Raw genomic sequence first — 16,357 nt, 5'->3', positions numbered from 1 at the left:
ATTACGAATTTTTCTTCCATGTATCCTTAAGCGGCACAATTCGGTTCAGTACCAGCTTATCTGCTGTGGTATATTTCTTATCTACACAGAAGAATCCATGCCGGATGAATTGAAATTTATCTTCTGGAAGTGCACTCGCCATGGAAGGCTCCAACAAACAATCCTTCAGAATGGTTAGGGAATCTGGATTAAGATACGCGTCCCAGCGCTCATCCTCTTCTTTAGGACCGTCGTTATCTTTTAGCAACCGCTCATATAGATGAACTTCCGCCTTGATCGCGTGCTCTGCCGATACCCAGTGGATGGTCGCTTTAACCTTCCGTTCATTAAATCCACTTCCACTCTTCGTTCTCGGATCATAGGTGCAGCGAAGCTCTATAACTTCTCCAGTTGCTTCGTCCTTGAGCACCTCATTGCACTTAATGAAATAGGCGCCCTTTAACCTAACCTCATTCCCTATAGTCAGCCTGTGATAACCTTTGGGTGGCTCCTCCATGAAATCCTCTTGTTCAATATAAAGCGTCCGTGAAAAAGGAACTTCCCTTTCCCCAAGCGTCTTATCCTCACTGTTATTCTCAATCTTCAGCCATTCGCTTTGATTCTCAGGGTAGTTAGTAATAACCACCTTTAGAGGCTTTAGAACAGCCATCACGCTAGTTGCCTTCGCCTTCAAATCTTGTCTAAGCGAATGCTCTAACATGGCAATATCTACAATGGTGCTATTCCTAACAAATCCAATTTCCTTCACAAAATTCCGAATACTCTCCGGCGTAAAACCTCTTCTCCGCAGTCCGCGAAGCGTTGGAAGTCTTGGATCATCCCAGCCATCCACATAATGTCCTGTAACCAGTTGTCTAATATACCGTTTGCTAGTAACGACGCCGGTGATATTTACGCGTCCGAATTCCCTTTGCTTTGGAGCCTCAGGGGTATCCAGTTCATTCAGCACCCACTCATACAGTGGTCGATGATCCTTAAACTCAATGGAACATAGGGAATGCGTAATCCCTTCGATTGCATCTTGTATAGGATGGGCAAAATCATACATCGGATAGATGCACCAATCGTTGCCGGTTCTATAATGCTCCGCATGAATGATTCTGTAAATCACTGGATCACGCAAGTTGATATTAGGTGAGCTCATATCTATTTTGGCCCGTAATACTCTGGCTCCCGTCGGATAGGCTCCATTCCTCATCTCCGTGAATAACTTCAAATTCTCTTCCACAGAACGCTCCCGATAAGGGCTGTTCTTTCCCGGCTCAGTAAGCGTTCCTCTATAAGCTGACACCTCTTCAGGTGATAAATCGCAGACGTAGGCTTTTCCTTTTTGGATTAACTTTACCGCGCTATTATATATTTTTTCCGAATAGTCTGATCCGTAGAAAGTATGGTCTGGCGGGTAGCCCATCCAAAACATATCTTCGCAAATAGCATTTACATACTCCAGATCCTCTTTTAAAGGATTGGTGTCATCGAACCGCAAATGGAACTTCCCGCCATACTTTTTCGCAGTCGTATAGTTCGTGTGAATCGCATACGCACTGCCAATATGCAAATACCCATTAGGCTCCGGTGGGAATCTCGTGCAAATATCTCTACTGTAAGTTCCAGCTTCCAGCTCTTCTTGAATCAATCTGTCGATGTAACTCTCTGCTAATACTTCCGGTTCCTTGTTCATTGGTATTACCTCCTGTTTATAAGTGATATCCGCCTGATTATTCTGCACAAGCATAAACGCCTTCGGCGTCCTATAAGGACGGTAAGTGTTTAAGCGAGAAATATAAGGATAAAGTATAGTGTGAAACTTATACTTTCTTATATTTAAATAAAAAAGAACCTCACCTCCAAGACTTATGGTCTTGGGGACGAAATTCTCGCGGTACCACCCCAGGTTCATTAATATGTCGCCATATTAATCTCATCAAGTACGGCAATGCATCTTACGCATTGGTTATACTCTAGCTCTATAACAGGAGCTCCCGTCATACCATCCCCGTCGATCGGTTCCGATATGCCGCTCAGAGGCTTGTTTCGATAAAATCTCCCTTACCCTGTTCTCATCATTCAGGGCTCTCTGTGAAGGAATGATTTTATTTACTCTTCTCGTCATCGCGTTTAATTATTTTGTATAGGATACCAAATTGAGGGTCCTGTGTAAATGGTGCTGTACTTCTGTCTTCTTACAATTTAATCCTCGCTCAGAGCCGTTATCAGTTCCAACACTACTTCATTATCAGGCTCTACAGCCAAAGCTCTACGCGCGTAATCCAGTGCAGCCCCTTCAGCTCCAAGCTCATAATTACAAATCGCCATACTATAAAGCACCGAGGCTAATGGTTCTTCCGAATTGGCATGCATAGACCGTGCTAAGTAGGCTAACGCCTCCTCGAACTTATCCATTTCATACAGCAGTAACCCAGCATCCAGTGATAGGTCATAGCTCTGTTCCATCGGATAGTAACCTGTCCACATTAATCGTATTCCCTGCTGAAGATCCAGTATTTCTTCATCACTGGCATCCGGCAGCAGCTCTGAAATCTGTTCTGCACTATGGATAAACCATTCTGCATCATACCCACCTAAGCGCCAAAAAGCCAAAATCTGCTGGAGACCCATTGTATCTAATTGCTGATCCATCCATTCCTTCATACTGAAGAAATCATCCGGGCCAAAACGCTCTATAAACCGCTTGTAACCTAACCGAGTGTTCGTATAGCTCATAGGCGCGTCCAGCATAAGAATGCATCCGATATTCAAGTTTTTGTAATGATGAGTGGTAAATAAGGAGTGTGCTCCTTTTTGCTCCAACATATACTGAATTGCATGATAATTCGCTGTTAAGGAGAAGCTACCGTGATGAATCAGCAAAGGGGGTTCCGCAAATTCCCAATTCTCTATTCGGTGATCTCCCTTATCCGCTGTAAGGAGTACGAACCCTTCTATAGACAACTTAGCTAGCCGCTCCAAACAAGTAAGCCCCACAACAGGAAACAGAATATGGGAATCCTCCAGCTTCTGCTGGTAGAGCTTTATAACATCGTGATAGGGGTAGGTTTCCACTTCGTAATTAGCCGCTCGAACATAATGATATTGTGGGATGATTGTACCGAGTACATCAGAGGGGTTGTCCGATCCTGCAGCCTCTGAATACTGAATCGACACCTCACATTCAAATATTTTACCTTCATCCACATAAATTAATTCCTGCGGGATACTGTCAAAAAAATAATTTGCCACAAGCAGCAGCGGCTGCTGTAAATCACCAGGTTTGATGCTGAGCTTAGCGCGCACTAAATACAGTTCAGTATCCTGTACAGCATCAAATCGTGCGAAATCCAGTATACCCTGCTCTACGAATGGAAGTAAGCTAGGGTGCTGCTGCCAGCTGGTTATATTTTTAACGGGTAAATCACTCATCACATAACGAAAAGGAGGAAGTGGGGTCCCCGCATAATCTATGATTTCGCATAGCTTCTTAAGGATATGGAACGCTAACCGACCCGCCCCAGCTCCCAATTCCAGTATAGTGACTGTTTCAGAGAGATGTCCTTGTCCAGCCCGATCTTGCAGGAATCCGAAGATCATTTCCGCATATGCTGTCGCAATCATAGGATTACTCGTAATATACTGCGGAACCTGATCATTATTCCAAGCCTTTAATCCCTGTTCTTCATAATAAGCCCGCTGCAACTCCCAAATGGGTGCTTCACTGAAGCGATAGTGCTGCCCTTCGTTACCTGTCATCTATTTCTTAACCTGCTCTCTGTATATCTTGTTAGAACACCTATGATACTTATTCCGCTCTCAATGTACGTGATCTGAAAATGACGTATTCAGCCTCTGTAGGAATGGAAACGGAAAATGATAATAATGCCGCCTTGGAGGTTAAAGAGTCAGGTCCTTTTAACGTTTGGTAGTAAGAGTTCCCTTTACTGTCCACACTCACCAGCTCCAGTTCCGCATTCCCTTTAGGGATGACAAAACCAGAGGTATTTTGCACGCCTAAGGTTAGTCTGTATTCTTTCCCAGATTGAGTCTGTGTTAGCTTAAACGGATATAACGGATATGGATGTGCTGTTGTTTCCACTGGGTAAGGGGTAAGCGCTCGATCCGCCTCAGGCTTTGCCCATTCCTCCCCTTTTCTGGCGCCAATGCCAAGGGTTAATTTATTCACGTTATTGAACTGAGTTTCCCAGCGAAATGTCTTTAACCCCTCTAGAATAGGGGATGCTGGAACAAACAGGATTCCATCCTTGATCTCTGGAGCGATCCCTAATGAATCTTCATTCTCCCCATTAAATTCTGCCTCTAGCTGCCCTGCTTTAATCTTCCCTACAGAGCGATCCAGTAGTGAAACCGTAACGCTGTTCGTTAATGCGTCATAGAGCAAATCCGCACCAATCGCACTCGAGAAAGCCCGAATCGGCACCATTAATTTACCTGATTTAAAATAAGGAGCGAGTTTACCTGGAAAAAGGACGTAATACCCCCCATATGACAGTGGCATTACCTGAGTCCCTAACTGAACAGCCGCCGACACCGATGTAGGTGTAACCGCGGAACCCGCGGCGAACATAATTACCAACAGACCTATGACATAAGCTCTTATTCTCCCTAATCGTTGTAAGGACTCCTTAATGTGATTCATCTCAAACCCCTCTCCCTCTCTACTCCGTCTAGAACAAAGCCTCTATTAGTAATAATCAATGATCCCCTTGCGCATGTCAACTTGTTCCACTTTTGTTATTCATCATAAAAGACAGGATTCCGCATATATTTTCATTGAGTTATTTAGAATCATGAAAGGAGTGCGATGGATGACTGCAGATGGACAGGATTCGCCAAGAAAGACAAATATCCCACAGCCCATTCGAAGCGATGGCGCAGGGGGATTAGATAAAGGACCACGTGATATAATGCGGGATTTGGAGAATCCCGACATGTTTGTCCCTCCCGTGACCGATGCCGGTCTCGTCCCCAATTTAAAATTTTCTTTCTCCGATGCACATATGCAGCTTAATCATGGTGGCTGGTCGAGAGAGGTGACAGTCAGAGACCTCCCCATCGCCACTACACTAGCTGGCGTCAACATGAGCCTAACCCCCGGTGGAGTACGTGAACTCCATTGGCATCAGCAAGCGGAATGGTCTTATATGCTGCTAGGCCGAGCTCGAATTACTGCCGTAGATCAAAATGGTCGAAACTTCATAGCAGATGTGGGGCCAGGTGATCTATGGTATTTTCCGCCAGGTATTCCCCACTCTATACAAGGTCTTGAAGAAGGCTGTGAGTTTCTGCTTGTATTCGACGATGGAAGTTTCTCTGATCTAAACACCTTGTCCATTTCCGATTGGTTTGCTCATACTCCGAAAGAAGTGCTTTCGGCTAACTTTGGGGTGCCTGCCGCTGCATTTGACTCCATTCCCACCGAACAGGTCTATATTTATCAGGATCAGGTTCCGGGTTCATTGCAAAGTCAAAGGGTAGAATCTCCATACGGAGAGATCCCACAAACCTTTAAACATTCCTTATTGGCTCAACCTCCGCTGAGGACTCCCGGCGGGAGTGTCAGAATTGTCGATTCCAGTAACTTTCCCATCTCCAAAACCGTAGCTGCCGCATTGGTAGAAATTGAACCCGGAGGGATGAGAGAGCTGCACTGGCATCCAAATAACGATGAATGGCAGTATTATCTTACCGGAAAAGGACGCATGACCGTATTCGCTGGAAATGGTGTAGCACGTACCTTCAACTACAGAGCAGGCGATGTAGGATATGTTCCTTTTGCGTTTGGACATTATATTCAGAATACAGGCGACGACTCCTTATGGTTCCTTGAAATGTTCAAAAGCGATCGTTTTGCCGACGTTTCTCTGAATCAATGGATGGCTCTCACTCCCCATGAATTGGTTCAAAGTAACCTGAACGTTGGACCAGAGGTAATGAACGCCTTAAGGAAAGTGAAATGGCCCGTTGTGAAATATCCTAAGACAAGCAAAAACGCCTCCGGCGTCCCTAAAGGCTAAAGGACGGTAAGCGTTTTGCGAGAAATATAAGGATATGGTGTAGTGTGAAACTTATACCTTCTTATATTTTTAAAAGAATAGGATGCTTCACCTGGTAACTATTCGCCGGTCTCCGCAAATCGTTTGATTCTTACCTCAATCTGGTCACGCACACGCTGGAACACTGCCCACTTCTCTTCATCGGTCCCTTGCGCCTTTGCCGGATCATCGAAGCCCCAGTGTTCCCGTTTGACCTTCGGAGGCGTCATTGGACATTTATCCGCAGCGTCCCCACATAACGTAACGACTAGATCCGCATTATTCAGCAGATTAGAATCAATCATATCCGAGGTTTGTCCAGTGATATCTATGCCTACTTCGTTCATAGCTTGTACAGCTTTTGGATTTAGACCATGGGCTTCAATTCCAGCGCTGTACACGTTCCATTCTCCCCCTAAATATTGCTTCGCCCAGCCCTCAGCCATCTGACTCCGGCAAGAGTTTCCTGTACATAAAAAATAAATCGTTTTCTTGTTCATCCTGATCTTCCCCTTTTCAAATTAAATAATCAACAACCACAGATAGAGACCTAAAAGTGTAATAAACAACGTTGGGATAGTTAATATAATCCCCGTCTTAAAATACGTTCCCCAGGATATCTTCACACCTTTGGCCGAAAGCACATGGAGCCACAGCAGCGTTGCTAGTGAGCCAATTGGGGTAATTTTAGGGCCTAAGTCTGAACCTATAACATTCGCATATATTAATGCCTCTTTAATAACTCCGGTTGTATGCGTTGCATCAATTGCGAGTGCGTCAATCATTACAGTAGGCAGATTATTCATCAATGATGAGATCAATGCAGCAATGAACCCCATACCCATAGTTGCAGCGAATAGACCCTGATCAGCAATCATTCCTATCGCCTTAGCGAGTAGATCAGTTAGACCCGCATTCCGAAGTCCATATACTACGACATACATTCCAATGGAGAAGAACACAATCGCCCAAGGTGCTCCAGTAAGCACTTCTTTCACCTTGACGGAAGGGCTTCTTCTCGCGAGGAGCATGAACAAAATTGCAATGATTCCCACAACCACTGATACCGGAATCTTCAAGAATCCACTAACGAAATACCCTATTAAAAGAATAGCCAGTACAATCCATGATAGACGGAACATCTTCTTATCTTTAATAGCCTCTTGCGGATCTTTTAGTTCGGAATCATTAAATCGCTTCGGAATACTTTTGCGAAAAAAGAAATAAAGCACCACGATACTCGCTATCAATGAGAATAGCGTAGGTACAATCATTTTTCCCGCATACTCCATAAAGGTAATTCCAAAAAAGTCAGCCGATACGATATTCACAAGATTGCTAACCACAAGCGGTAATGAGGTGGTGTCCGCAATAAAGCCGCTAGCAATAATGAATGGAAATACTTTTTTCTCATCAAAATTCAGCGCTCTAACCATAGCAAGTACAATAGGGGTAAGTATTAGCGCCGCTCCATCATTTGCAAAAAAGGCAGAAACCAACGCACCAAGAACAATGACATAGACAAACATTCGTGTTCCGTTCCCCCGTGCTGCTCGCGCCATATGTAACGCAGCCCATTCAAAAAATCCAATACTGTCTAAAATTAAGGAAATTAAGATGATTGCAACAAACGCCAACGTCGCATTCCACACCATTTGTGTTACATCCAGAACATCATTAAAGCTAACTACCCCAGCTAGTAAAGCAATGATCGCTCCGCCGCAGGCTGACCATCCAATCGATAAATTTCGAGGCTGCCAGATTACAAAAATTAAAGTTACCATAAAAATAAGTATGGCTAGAATGACCACTTTCTCAACACTCCTATAATCTACGAATAAATCCTAATAAATCCTATATCACCATATAACTATATAGTTATATACAATCTAAAAAACTACAACTATATTTTAGTCGCAGCACGGTGCTTTAGCTTCTTTATTCAAACTAGCCAATATCGCGGCTGAGCTAGGCATTTGTTGAAGAACAGCCTTAAGATGTGGTTTATCCTCGACATTTAATGAATAATGCACCCACTGCCCTCGTTTGCTTTCTTTCACGATCCCTCGATTCTTCAATTTCCGTAAATGCTGACTAATCGCCGGCTGGGATATATCAAAAATATCAAGGAATTCACACACGCACCATTCCCGTTCTTTCAAAAGTGAAAGCATGGCCAGTCGCGTCTTATCTCCTAAGAGCTTCAAATCATCTGCAATATCCGTCAGTGACTGCATCCCTACTTCTCCTCCTTCCAACACTTATATAAGCGAATACTTATATTGTAATGAACTAGACATTTAGAAGCAAGACTTTTATGTACTCGCTTCTCTTAATTGTTCTCAGAGTTTATATTTTGATTCAGTCCGTTAACTATTCATATGACTTAATATTACGTTTAAATCTGTCAGATCATATTTATAAAAAAAGACCGACAGCTCTCTCGCGAGAACTATCAGCCTTATCTATTTCTATGGACTTGTTTAGTATGCGGTTCAGGTTCTAGGAATCGTTACAACAAACTGGGTTCCTTCTCCAACTTTACTCTCCACATCAATATTACAATCATGTATTTTCAGAATCTTCATCACAATGGAAAGTCCAAGTCCATTCCCTTTAAGAGCGCTGCTACGCGCTTTCTCCACCATATAAAATCGATCAAAGATAAGCGGAAGTGCTTCCTCAGGAATGCCTTTACCAGAATCTTTGATATATACCTTCACAAATTGCGCGTTCATCTCAATTTCAACATGAATGGTACCGTCTTGCCCCGTATATTTTATAGCATTATTTATTAAGTTCTGCCAGACCTGATCAAATAAATCTTTATCCACCGTGATCTCGCAAGGCAATAAATCCAATTCAATCATAATATCTTTCCGTGCCCACTGTGGTTCCGCTAATACGATCGTTCTTCTTAATTGTTCGTCTAATTGGAATGTGGTGGGATTAACCGGATGGTGCTCCGAATCGAGTGAGGCTAATCGGAGCAGATTATCACTAAGCCTAGATAGGCGTAAGGTTTCCTCATAGATAATATCCAGATGCTCTTTTTGCTCTTCTAATGGAATGACACCGTCTTGCAGCGCTCTTGTAAATCCTCTAATCGATGTAAGTGGTGACTGCATTTCATGAGAAACATTGCTTACAAAATCATCACGAACTGAGTCCATTTTCTGCAGCTCACTTGCCATACGATTAAAGCTCTCCATCAGTTCACCAAATTCATCTTTATTACGATAAGTCAATCGGACAGATAAATTGCCTGACGCCATTTCCTTCGCTGCAACAGTTAGCTTCTTAATAGGCTTCACAATATACCTGGACATGAACAAGATAAGCAAGCTTCCGATGATTAGTACAGCTAATAGTGTAAACAGAAGCGTAATTCTCAAGCCTCTTACAGTCGATGAAAAATCAATCTTAATAATGAAAGCACCTTTTCCATCATCTATCTTAGGAACCCCTACGATAGCAAGTCCACCCCTACCCGATAGAAAGACCGCATCGGTTGTGTTGGAATTGAATAAGATAGCAACTTTCTCCTTGTCTACAGAAAAAACAGATTCACTTGGCTCATTAACAACCGCTATATCTATACCAAATCGATTAAGCAGATCTGCAAATGCGTTTACTTTTTCCGGATCATCTATTAGATTTGTCACCTTTGCTATATCTTTAGCAATATTAATAAACATATGGTTTGGGGTATTATTTTTTTCTGAAAACTGCATAAAAAGAAAAAAGGAAATAATTAAACTGACTAAAACAATACCAATGAACGTAACGACGATTCGAAGACGCAGGCTTTTTCTCACCATCTAGGCTAGCTCCAGACGATAACCAAGTCCTCTTACTGTAGAAATGATGAACTGAGGGATGGGTTCAAGACGTTCTCTCAAGCGTTTGATATGCACATCAACCGTCCGCTCATCGCCTTCATAATCCATTCCCCATATATTCTCTATTAGCTGAGTGCGGGTGAATATTTGCCTTGGCGAACCCGCCAAAGCAAATAGCAATTCACATTCCTTCTTTTTCAATTCAACCATTTGATCGGCATTAGCGACTGTTAAATTCCCTAGATCAATCGTTACTCCCCCTAATTGAATAACATTCGAAGGGGTTACATGATATCTCTTTAATAAAGATTTCACACGCAGTACCAATTCAATGGGATCAAACGGCTTTACTAAATAATCGTCTGACCCCGCATTAAATCCTCTGACTTTATCCTTAGACTCTCCTTTGGCTGTAACCATTAGGATCGGCATATCAATATAAGATCGAATATCTTCTGTCAGTTCAATACCATCGATATGAGGCATCATCACATCCACAATAGCTAAATCTATTTTTGTATGAGCTAGAATGTCTAATGCTATTTGACCATCTTCCGCTTCCACTACGGAAAACTGATCTTTTTCAAGATATAATCGTATTAATTTGCGGATATGGGAATCATCATCAACCACTAGAATTGTGCTCATACATCAATTTCCTTTCCATCATTGTATTTATTCGTATCGCAGAGATTCCATTGGATCGAGCTTGGCAGCCTTCGATGAAGGCATCAAACCAGCAACAATACTAATCCCTGTACTTACAACTAATCCGAATACGATATAAGATCCAGATAAGTTAATAAGCTTTACGCCAAAAGCATTTTCCAAAAGTATATTTAAACCAAAGCTAATGATAGCTGCAAAGATTATTGCGAAGACACCACTAAATATACCCAATAATGCGGATTCGGAAAAGAATATTCGCTTGATATCTTTCTTTCTTGCTCCAATCGCACGAAGGATCCCAATTTCTTTCGTCCGTTCCACTACACTAATGTAAAGTACAACCAATATCATAATCCCTGATACGATGAGCGAAATCCCTGCAATACCAGATAGAACGATCGTAGCCATATCCACATAAGTCGTGATACGCTCCATGATTTTTGCCGTTTGGGAGCCCGAGAAGCCCGCATCAACAGCCGCTTTATTAATATCATTCACATATTTCATATCCGTTGCAAAAGCATTAACCTGAATCGGGCCAATGGTAATCCCTTTATCAGTATACATTTGCTCCAGTGTCTGTGTTGGAATATATCCTGTTGGTGACATTTGCGCTCTTGGATCAGTGGCTTCATAAACACCAGAGACCGTGATTTCTTTTTCCAACGTTATCGGTTTATGTTGAGCATCCATTTCATTAATATACAGATGAATAGACTTCCCTACCATAGCATTCGGTTGCTCATTTCCGCTTAATTGACTCGCTATTTTCGTTGGTAATAACACTTCATTTTCTTTCGGTAAAGCCCCTGCTTTAATCGTCGCTTTATCAAATGTATCGTTTAAGGTGGTTAATTGTGTGAGACTACCCGTTTGATCCCCAAAAACCGTGGTAGATTTGCCTGTAATGGTTGTTATGGTCTCTACATGATCTACATTTGGAAGGTTACGAATCGTCTCAACATCGGCCTTTGTAAACGTAACGCCGGGTAACATCATCGCTTCTGGGCCCTTCATGTCTTTGGCTTCTGGATTTGGCTTAGTGATATCTACCAGCAAAGGGTCCATACTTGAATTAATTTCATTATTAATATAGCTAGTGATCCCATTTCCTAAGGAAAGCATCAAGAGTACACTTAAAATACCTATCGATCCACCCAAAGCTACCAATACATTACGTTTGGCATTAAGCTTCATATTTTGAAGGGCCATTTTGAAAGAAGCCATTAAGCTGAGGTTTCTGGCCGAACCATCTCCCCCATCGTAGGTAGCCATGGAACGTTCCTTCAAATGAATATCGTCTTTCACCAATCCCTCTTCAAGCTTAACGATACGGCTACCGTAATCAGCTACTTTCTGCGAGTGGGTCACGGTAATGACCAAGATTCCTCTTTTCGCTATGCTGTCCAACAAAACTAAGATTTGATCACCTGTATCTTTATCCAGCGCACCCGTAGGTTCATCTGCCAGTATAATATCTGGATTGTTCGACAATGCGCGTGCGATGGATACCCGTTGCTTCTGTCCACCGGACAGTTGATTCGGACGTTTTTTCAGATGATCCTTTAATCCTACCTCCGTCAAAATCTCTATAGCACGCTTATTACGTTCCTTCTCGCTTGTATTCGTCATCTGCATCGCAACCGTAACATTTTCCAAGACTGATAAGTGTGGAATCAGATTGAAGTTTTGAAATACGAAGCCGATGTTGTTCTTGCGATAATCATCCATTTCCTTTTCGGTCATCTTGCTTAGATTCTTCCCGCGAACAAGGACATCGCCCTCATAATCAGCGTCCATTCCACCAATGATATTCATTAGTGTGGACTTACCGCAACCAGACTCACCGAGTATGGAGACAAATTCACCTGTCTCAAAGCTTAAATTCACATCATGGAGTACTGGAACCTTTTCCTTACCATACAAAGTATACGATTTTTTAACATTCTTAACCTCTAATATGTTCATTCCGATCTCTTCCTCTCCTGGGTCACGATCTTTATCTCTTCCTTTGATGTTTCCTATCCTAACAAATTTATGTGAACTGATAATGAACTGAAAACTTTCATGATTTGCATATAAAAAAACAACCTTCAATAACTGAGGTTGTCTTGTCCCGCGTAATATGATTCTGCATGAACAGCAATCATGCTCCTTCTTTCTTTAAGCTAGCGCTCTTTTTCGTATCAATCTAATTTGGCCTCTGTGATTAATTTCATCTTCGAATACATGAAACCACATGAAGTAATAATTCGCCTGTTTGTTATGCCAGAATTCCTCTTCTGTATATAACCAGTCATCATCGACGGTTGCGAACCATTCATATGTTTTTTCCCTTACTTCATTTAAACGGTCTAAATAATAGCTAAGATCATGTCCTTTAATCATCGCCCTGCCTTCATCCCCTAAGTTCAGTGCCGGCCCCCATGTCGCTAACTCTTCTTCGGATAAGTCTCTTCCCTCAAATGTCGCAACTTGATACGCATACTCTACAGCAGCGTAATGTAATAATAATGCTCCTATAGAGTTGCTCTCCGAATCCAATAAATAGTCAAGCTGCTCTACACTTAAGTCTTTAACTGCCGCTAATGTGGTATGTCTTGCATAATTCATCATGGATAAAAGGCGACTAATTTGCGGCGAATAACCGGGGATATCTGTGATCAAATATATTTTGTCCATGTCTATCATAATGAGTGCTCTCCTTCATGTTTTGGAAATGTAAATAGGCTTATCTGAATGGCTCTGAAGCTTTGATTACAGGTAATGACACACGAAAATCAAAATTGCTCCGATCTAACAAGTCCGAGCCGCTTTCCCTCTACAATTGCTTCGGATCTGGAATGTACACTCAGCTTCTCAAAGATTCTCGTCAGGTTATACTCCACAGTTCTTTGTGACATTAAGAGCTTGCTGGCTATGTCCTTATTGCTTTTTCCACTGGCTACTTCCTGGAGTATTTCCTGTTCCCTTTGATTAATGGACACTTCTTCAATTAACTGATTATCACGATTGCCCGATATTTTAATATCATTTCTTCGAAGCTGTTTGAGTAAAGAAACCGGTATGACAGCCTCATTCCTCAGAGCGCAGCGTATCGTATTTAATAATTGTTCTCTGGATGCAGTCTTAGAGATAAATCCTGTAACCCCTGACTCCATCAACAGGTTATAATGTGCACTGATTTCATATCCGGTATAAATCACCACTTTTGATTCAGGATCAAGCTGAACAGCTCTTTTGGTGAATTCCAGTCCGCTGATCGTAGGCATGTTAAGATCGCATAAGATCACGTCAAATTCTTGCTTCTCCAGCATATCGAAAGCTTCTATTGCTGACAAAACAAAGGTAACCTCCATATCAGCATCCTGCTCAATCATATTTTTAGTCCCTTCTCCTACTGAAGGATGATCATCAACCAACAAGATACGTATCATCGTCATCGCCTCCTCTGTTCTTTCCTTCCGCAAAAGCTGTTGTCGGTAAATAAATAATGACCTCCAGCCCTTTACCCTTCTCCGAGTTAAACAGGCACTCTCCTTCTAAGCTTGCTACACGCTCTTTAATTCCGGACAGACCCATATGCTGAAAAGATTCTTTAATATCTAAGATATTCATGCCTATTCCATCATCTTTGTAACGGAAATAGAGTTGCTCTTGCTGGTCAAGCTCAATCTCAATCTGATTCGCTTTGGCGTGCTTTCCGGCATTTCTCAGAAGTTCCTGTACAATTCGATAAAGGGCAATCACTAGATCTTCGCTTAGCGCCCCTATTGGGCTTGATTTAAAGGTAATAATATAATTGGACTGTAACTGAGCATATTCAAACAAAATTTCTAGTGCCTTGACGATTCCAGTCTCTCTTAGTAGTGGCGGGCGTAGCTCATTGCAGGTCTCACGAATTTGATGGATAACATCTAATAAACCTTCTTTAATTTGAAGCAACTCAGGTAGGATTTCATTGGGAATAACATGATCCGAGATTAGCGTTTCAAGTCTACGAAGCCAAATGAGTTGATCCTGAAGCGCAGAATCATGTAAATCCGCCGCCAGCTTTCTTCGTTCATTCTCAGATAGGTTAAAGATCAGACGAAGAACCCATGGTGCCGCATGTTGATCTTTTTTCATTTCAGCTTCAAGGTCTTCAATCAGACCTTCTATCAGATATAAATTCTCATAGACAATGCTTGCATAGTTTGCAATGGTATTTAACCAATTTAGTTCATCTGTATTAAACTTGGTGTGATTCTTCTTATGATCAATCCATAAAAGGTGGAATTTCTTTTTGTGACGGCCGATTACGAGTGCTATCCCCTGCTGAAGCTGGACTACTTCGCCTACTTTAAGAACTGGAGATATCGAAACAAATTGTATATTGATCTCTTGTTCCGAATTGTCCACGATTTGTGCGAGATTACTCAAATCCTCATCTATCTCAAAAAAAGCCGACCGATTAACCGGTAGAATCTCATTGATTTCCTTGTAAAGTGCAGCCTCCAAATCAGATCGCTTCATCACTTTGGAAATTTGCTTGGAGAATCTCTCCAGACTGCCTTGATAATGATAAAGTTCACGAAAAAGCCTAGGTCGGAAATAATAATCTATTTTCTCCTTGAAAAATAAGAAGGCCGTAATCGATAAATAAACCACCAAGAACATCTGAACCCATTTGATCCAATCATATTCTTGCCTACTCTGTATGATCGCAAGTACAGCTACAATCATTAGTGCTGGAAGAAAGGCAATTAACAGATAATATTTAAAGCGATTAAAAGCAAAATCAATATCAAATAGTTGTTTAGCAGTTAGCAGATAAAAATAGGTAACCGGCATCAAAAATAAGAAGATCGTGGTGACCTCGAAAGGAATCAAGCTAACCCCAAAAACAATGGGTACAGCAGAGAAGAGAACAAACGGTGTAAACGCAAGAACGTGTCCGGTAAGCATAATTTTGAACATAGATTTAAATGCTGATTTCCGATTATTGATATATAGAGATAACAGCTTAAATATGCTGTATAGGATGCCAACCACAAAGAACCCGATAACAAACAGACGCATAAAGGAATATAAAGATCTATCCCACGAATATATGACTAAACTAAAGGTTGTAAGTATACTTAGAAGAATGACTAATCCATAGTATACCTTGAGTAGAAAAGTAGATATAAATTGGATATTAAACCGCTTCAGATAAACTTGGAGAAAGTGGATAAACACCACCGGAATTAAAGGCAGCATACAACTTAAAGTGATCCTACCGATGAGATCTGATCTGCTTGAGGCATAACCCGCAAAGTAAGTTACGCTCACCATCAAAAAAAATAAAATTAACAATTCAGCCGAACGTTCTCCTGCCCTTTTGCGATACAAAAAGAGACTTAATATCATTAGAAAAAGTAACGTTACTCCAGGGACTACAAGCTGTGTAAACTTGTGATAAAGTGAATACTCATTCTTTATATTGACATGCATATGAATGGAGTTTCCTTCGTTTGAGGTGCGGATAATATCCACTGATTGGACCTGCGCCAGGACATTATACCGCACCACTTTATCCGCTAGTTCGACGTCTACACCATTGACCTGAACTATGATATCTCCTAATCGTAAATTCTGTTTATAGCCTTCCTCAGACGCGCTGATTTCAGAGATAACATATTGTCCCTCTGTATTCTTCTCTATTCCCACTCCGAGCAGTACATTAGAGTATATTACTTGTACAGAGTGAATCAAAAGAAAAGAAAACAAACAAATCAATCCCGCTATGATGTAATTACGAATTTTAGCTGACATTTG

General features: G+C 41.7%; 13 protein-coding genes and 1 other annotated feature. Of the genes, 1 reads left to right on the top strand and 12 read right to left on the bottom strand.

Going from position 1 to position 16,357, the window contains the following annotated elements; translation table 11 throughout:
• Position 1: 1 nt before the first annotated feature.
• The 3 genes from ACQKMP_RS26265 to ACQKMP_RS26255 form a co-directional block, all read right to left on the bottom strand.
• Positions 2 to 1,681, bottom strand: a complete 1,680-nt coding sequence (locus tag ACQKMP_RS26265; protein WP_379425511.1) for a glutamine--tRNA ligase/YqeY domain fusion protein — start codon at positions 1,679 to 1,681, stop codon at positions 2 to 4.
• A 180-nt stretch (positions 1,682 to 1,861) separates the two neighbouring features.
• Positions 1,862 to 2,122: a binding site (T-box leader), on the bottom strand.
• A gap of 68 nt (positions 2,123 to 2,190) precedes the next feature.
• Positions 2,191 to 3,747: a tetratricopeptide repeat protein gene (locus ACQKMP_RS26260; protein ID WP_339243530.1), complete on the bottom strand. Its 1,557-nt coding sequence runs from the start codon at positions 3,745 to 3,747 to the stop codon at positions 2,191 to 2,193.
• Between the two features lie 49 nt (positions 3,748 to 3,796).
• A complete protein-coding gene (locus ACQKMP_RS26255) occupies positions 3,797 to 4,651 on the bottom strand; it encodes a copper amine oxidase N-terminal domain-containing protein (RefSeq protein ID WP_339243532.1) in 855 nt (284 codons plus the stop codon).
• 169 nt (positions 4,652 to 4,820) lie between these two features.
• Between ACQKMP_RS26255 and ACQKMP_RS26250 the strand changes: the two genes are divergently transcribed.
• A complete protein-coding gene (locus tag ACQKMP_RS26250) occupies positions 4,821 to 6,029 on the top strand; it encodes an oxalate decarboxylase family bicupin (RefSeq protein WP_427471849.1) in 1,209 nt (402 codons plus the stop codon).
• Positions 6,030 to 6,127: 98 nt separating this feature from the next.
• Here ACQKMP_RS26250 and arsC read toward each other — a convergent pair whose 3' ends face one another.
• The 9 genes from arsC to ACQKMP_RS26205 all read right to left on the bottom strand — a co-directional run bounded on the left by arsC (position 6,128) and on the right by ACQKMP_RS26205 (position 16,354).
• Positions 6,128 to 6,547 (bottom strand): arsenate reductase (thioredoxin), encoded by a 420-nt coding sequence (gene arsC, locus ACQKMP_RS26245; protein ID WP_042191970.1) that lies wholly within the window; start codon positions 6,545 to 6,547, stop codon positions 6,128 to 6,130.
• A gap of 21 nt (positions 6,548 to 6,568) precedes the next feature.
• Positions 6,569 to 7,858: an arsenic transporter gene (locus tag ACQKMP_RS26240; protein WP_427471846.1), complete on the bottom strand. Its 1,290-nt coding sequence runs from the start codon at positions 7,856 to 7,858 to the stop codon at positions 6,569 to 6,571.
• A gap of 99 nt (positions 7,859 to 7,957) precedes the next feature.
• Complete coding sequence (locus tag ACQKMP_RS26235; RefSeq protein ID WP_427471844.1) at positions 7,958 to 8,284, bottom strand: ArsR/SmtB family transcription factor; 327 nt, start codon at positions 8,282 to 8,284, stop codon at positions 7,958 to 7,960.
• Positions 8,285 to 8,542: 258 nt separating this feature from the next.
• Positions 8,543 to 9,868: a sensor histidine kinase gene (locus tag ACQKMP_RS26230; RefSeq protein WP_052404427.1), complete on the bottom strand. Its 1,326-nt coding sequence runs from the start codon at positions 9,866 to 9,868 to the stop codon at positions 8,543 to 8,545.
• Positions 9,869 to 10,537 (bottom strand): response regulator transcription factor, encoded by a 669-nt coding sequence (locus tag ACQKMP_RS26225; protein ID WP_042191977.1) that lies wholly within the window; start codon positions 10,535 to 10,537, stop codon positions 9,869 to 9,871.
• A gap of 27 nt (positions 10,538 to 10,564) precedes the next feature.
• Positions 10,565 to 12,526, bottom strand: a complete 1,962-nt coding sequence (locus ACQKMP_RS26220; RefSeq protein ID WP_427471842.1) for an ATP-binding cassette domain-containing protein — start codon at positions 12,524 to 12,526, stop codon at positions 10,565 to 10,567.
• A gap of 195 nt (positions 12,527 to 12,721) precedes the next feature.
• Positions 12,722 to 13,249 (bottom strand): DinB family protein, encoded by a 528-nt coding sequence (locus ACQKMP_RS26215; RefSeq protein ID WP_149644850.1) that lies wholly within the window; start codon positions 13,247 to 13,249, stop codon positions 12,722 to 12,724.
• Between the two features lie 89 nt (positions 13,250 to 13,338).
• Positions 13,339 to 13,995 carry a response regulator transcription factor gene (locus ACQKMP_RS26210; RefSeq protein ID WP_042191982.1) on the bottom strand — a complete coding sequence of 219 codons (657 nt, stop codon included), beginning with the start codon at positions 13,993 to 13,995 and terminating at the stop codon, positions 13,339 to 13,341.
• The gene (locus ACQKMP_RS26205; protein WP_427471839.1) at positions 13,973 to 16,354 is read right to left on the bottom strand and encodes an ATP-binding protein; all 2,382 of its coding nucleotides are present in this window, start codon (positions 16,352 to 16,354) and stop codon (positions 13,973 to 13,975) included. The genes ACQKMP_RS26210 and ACQKMP_RS26205 overlap by 23 nt, the downstream gene beginning before the upstream one ends.
• Positions 16,355 to 16,357: the final 3 nt, after the last annotated feature.

The organism is Paenibacillus sp. NPDC101420 (assembly GCF_050277435.1).
Taxonomy (GTDB): Bacteria; Bacillota; Bacilli; order Paenibacillales; family Paenibacillaceae; genus Paenibacillus_AQ.
The sequence above is the reverse complement of the archived record's forward strand: the minus strand, read 5'-3'. Positions and strand labels throughout refer to the sequence as shown.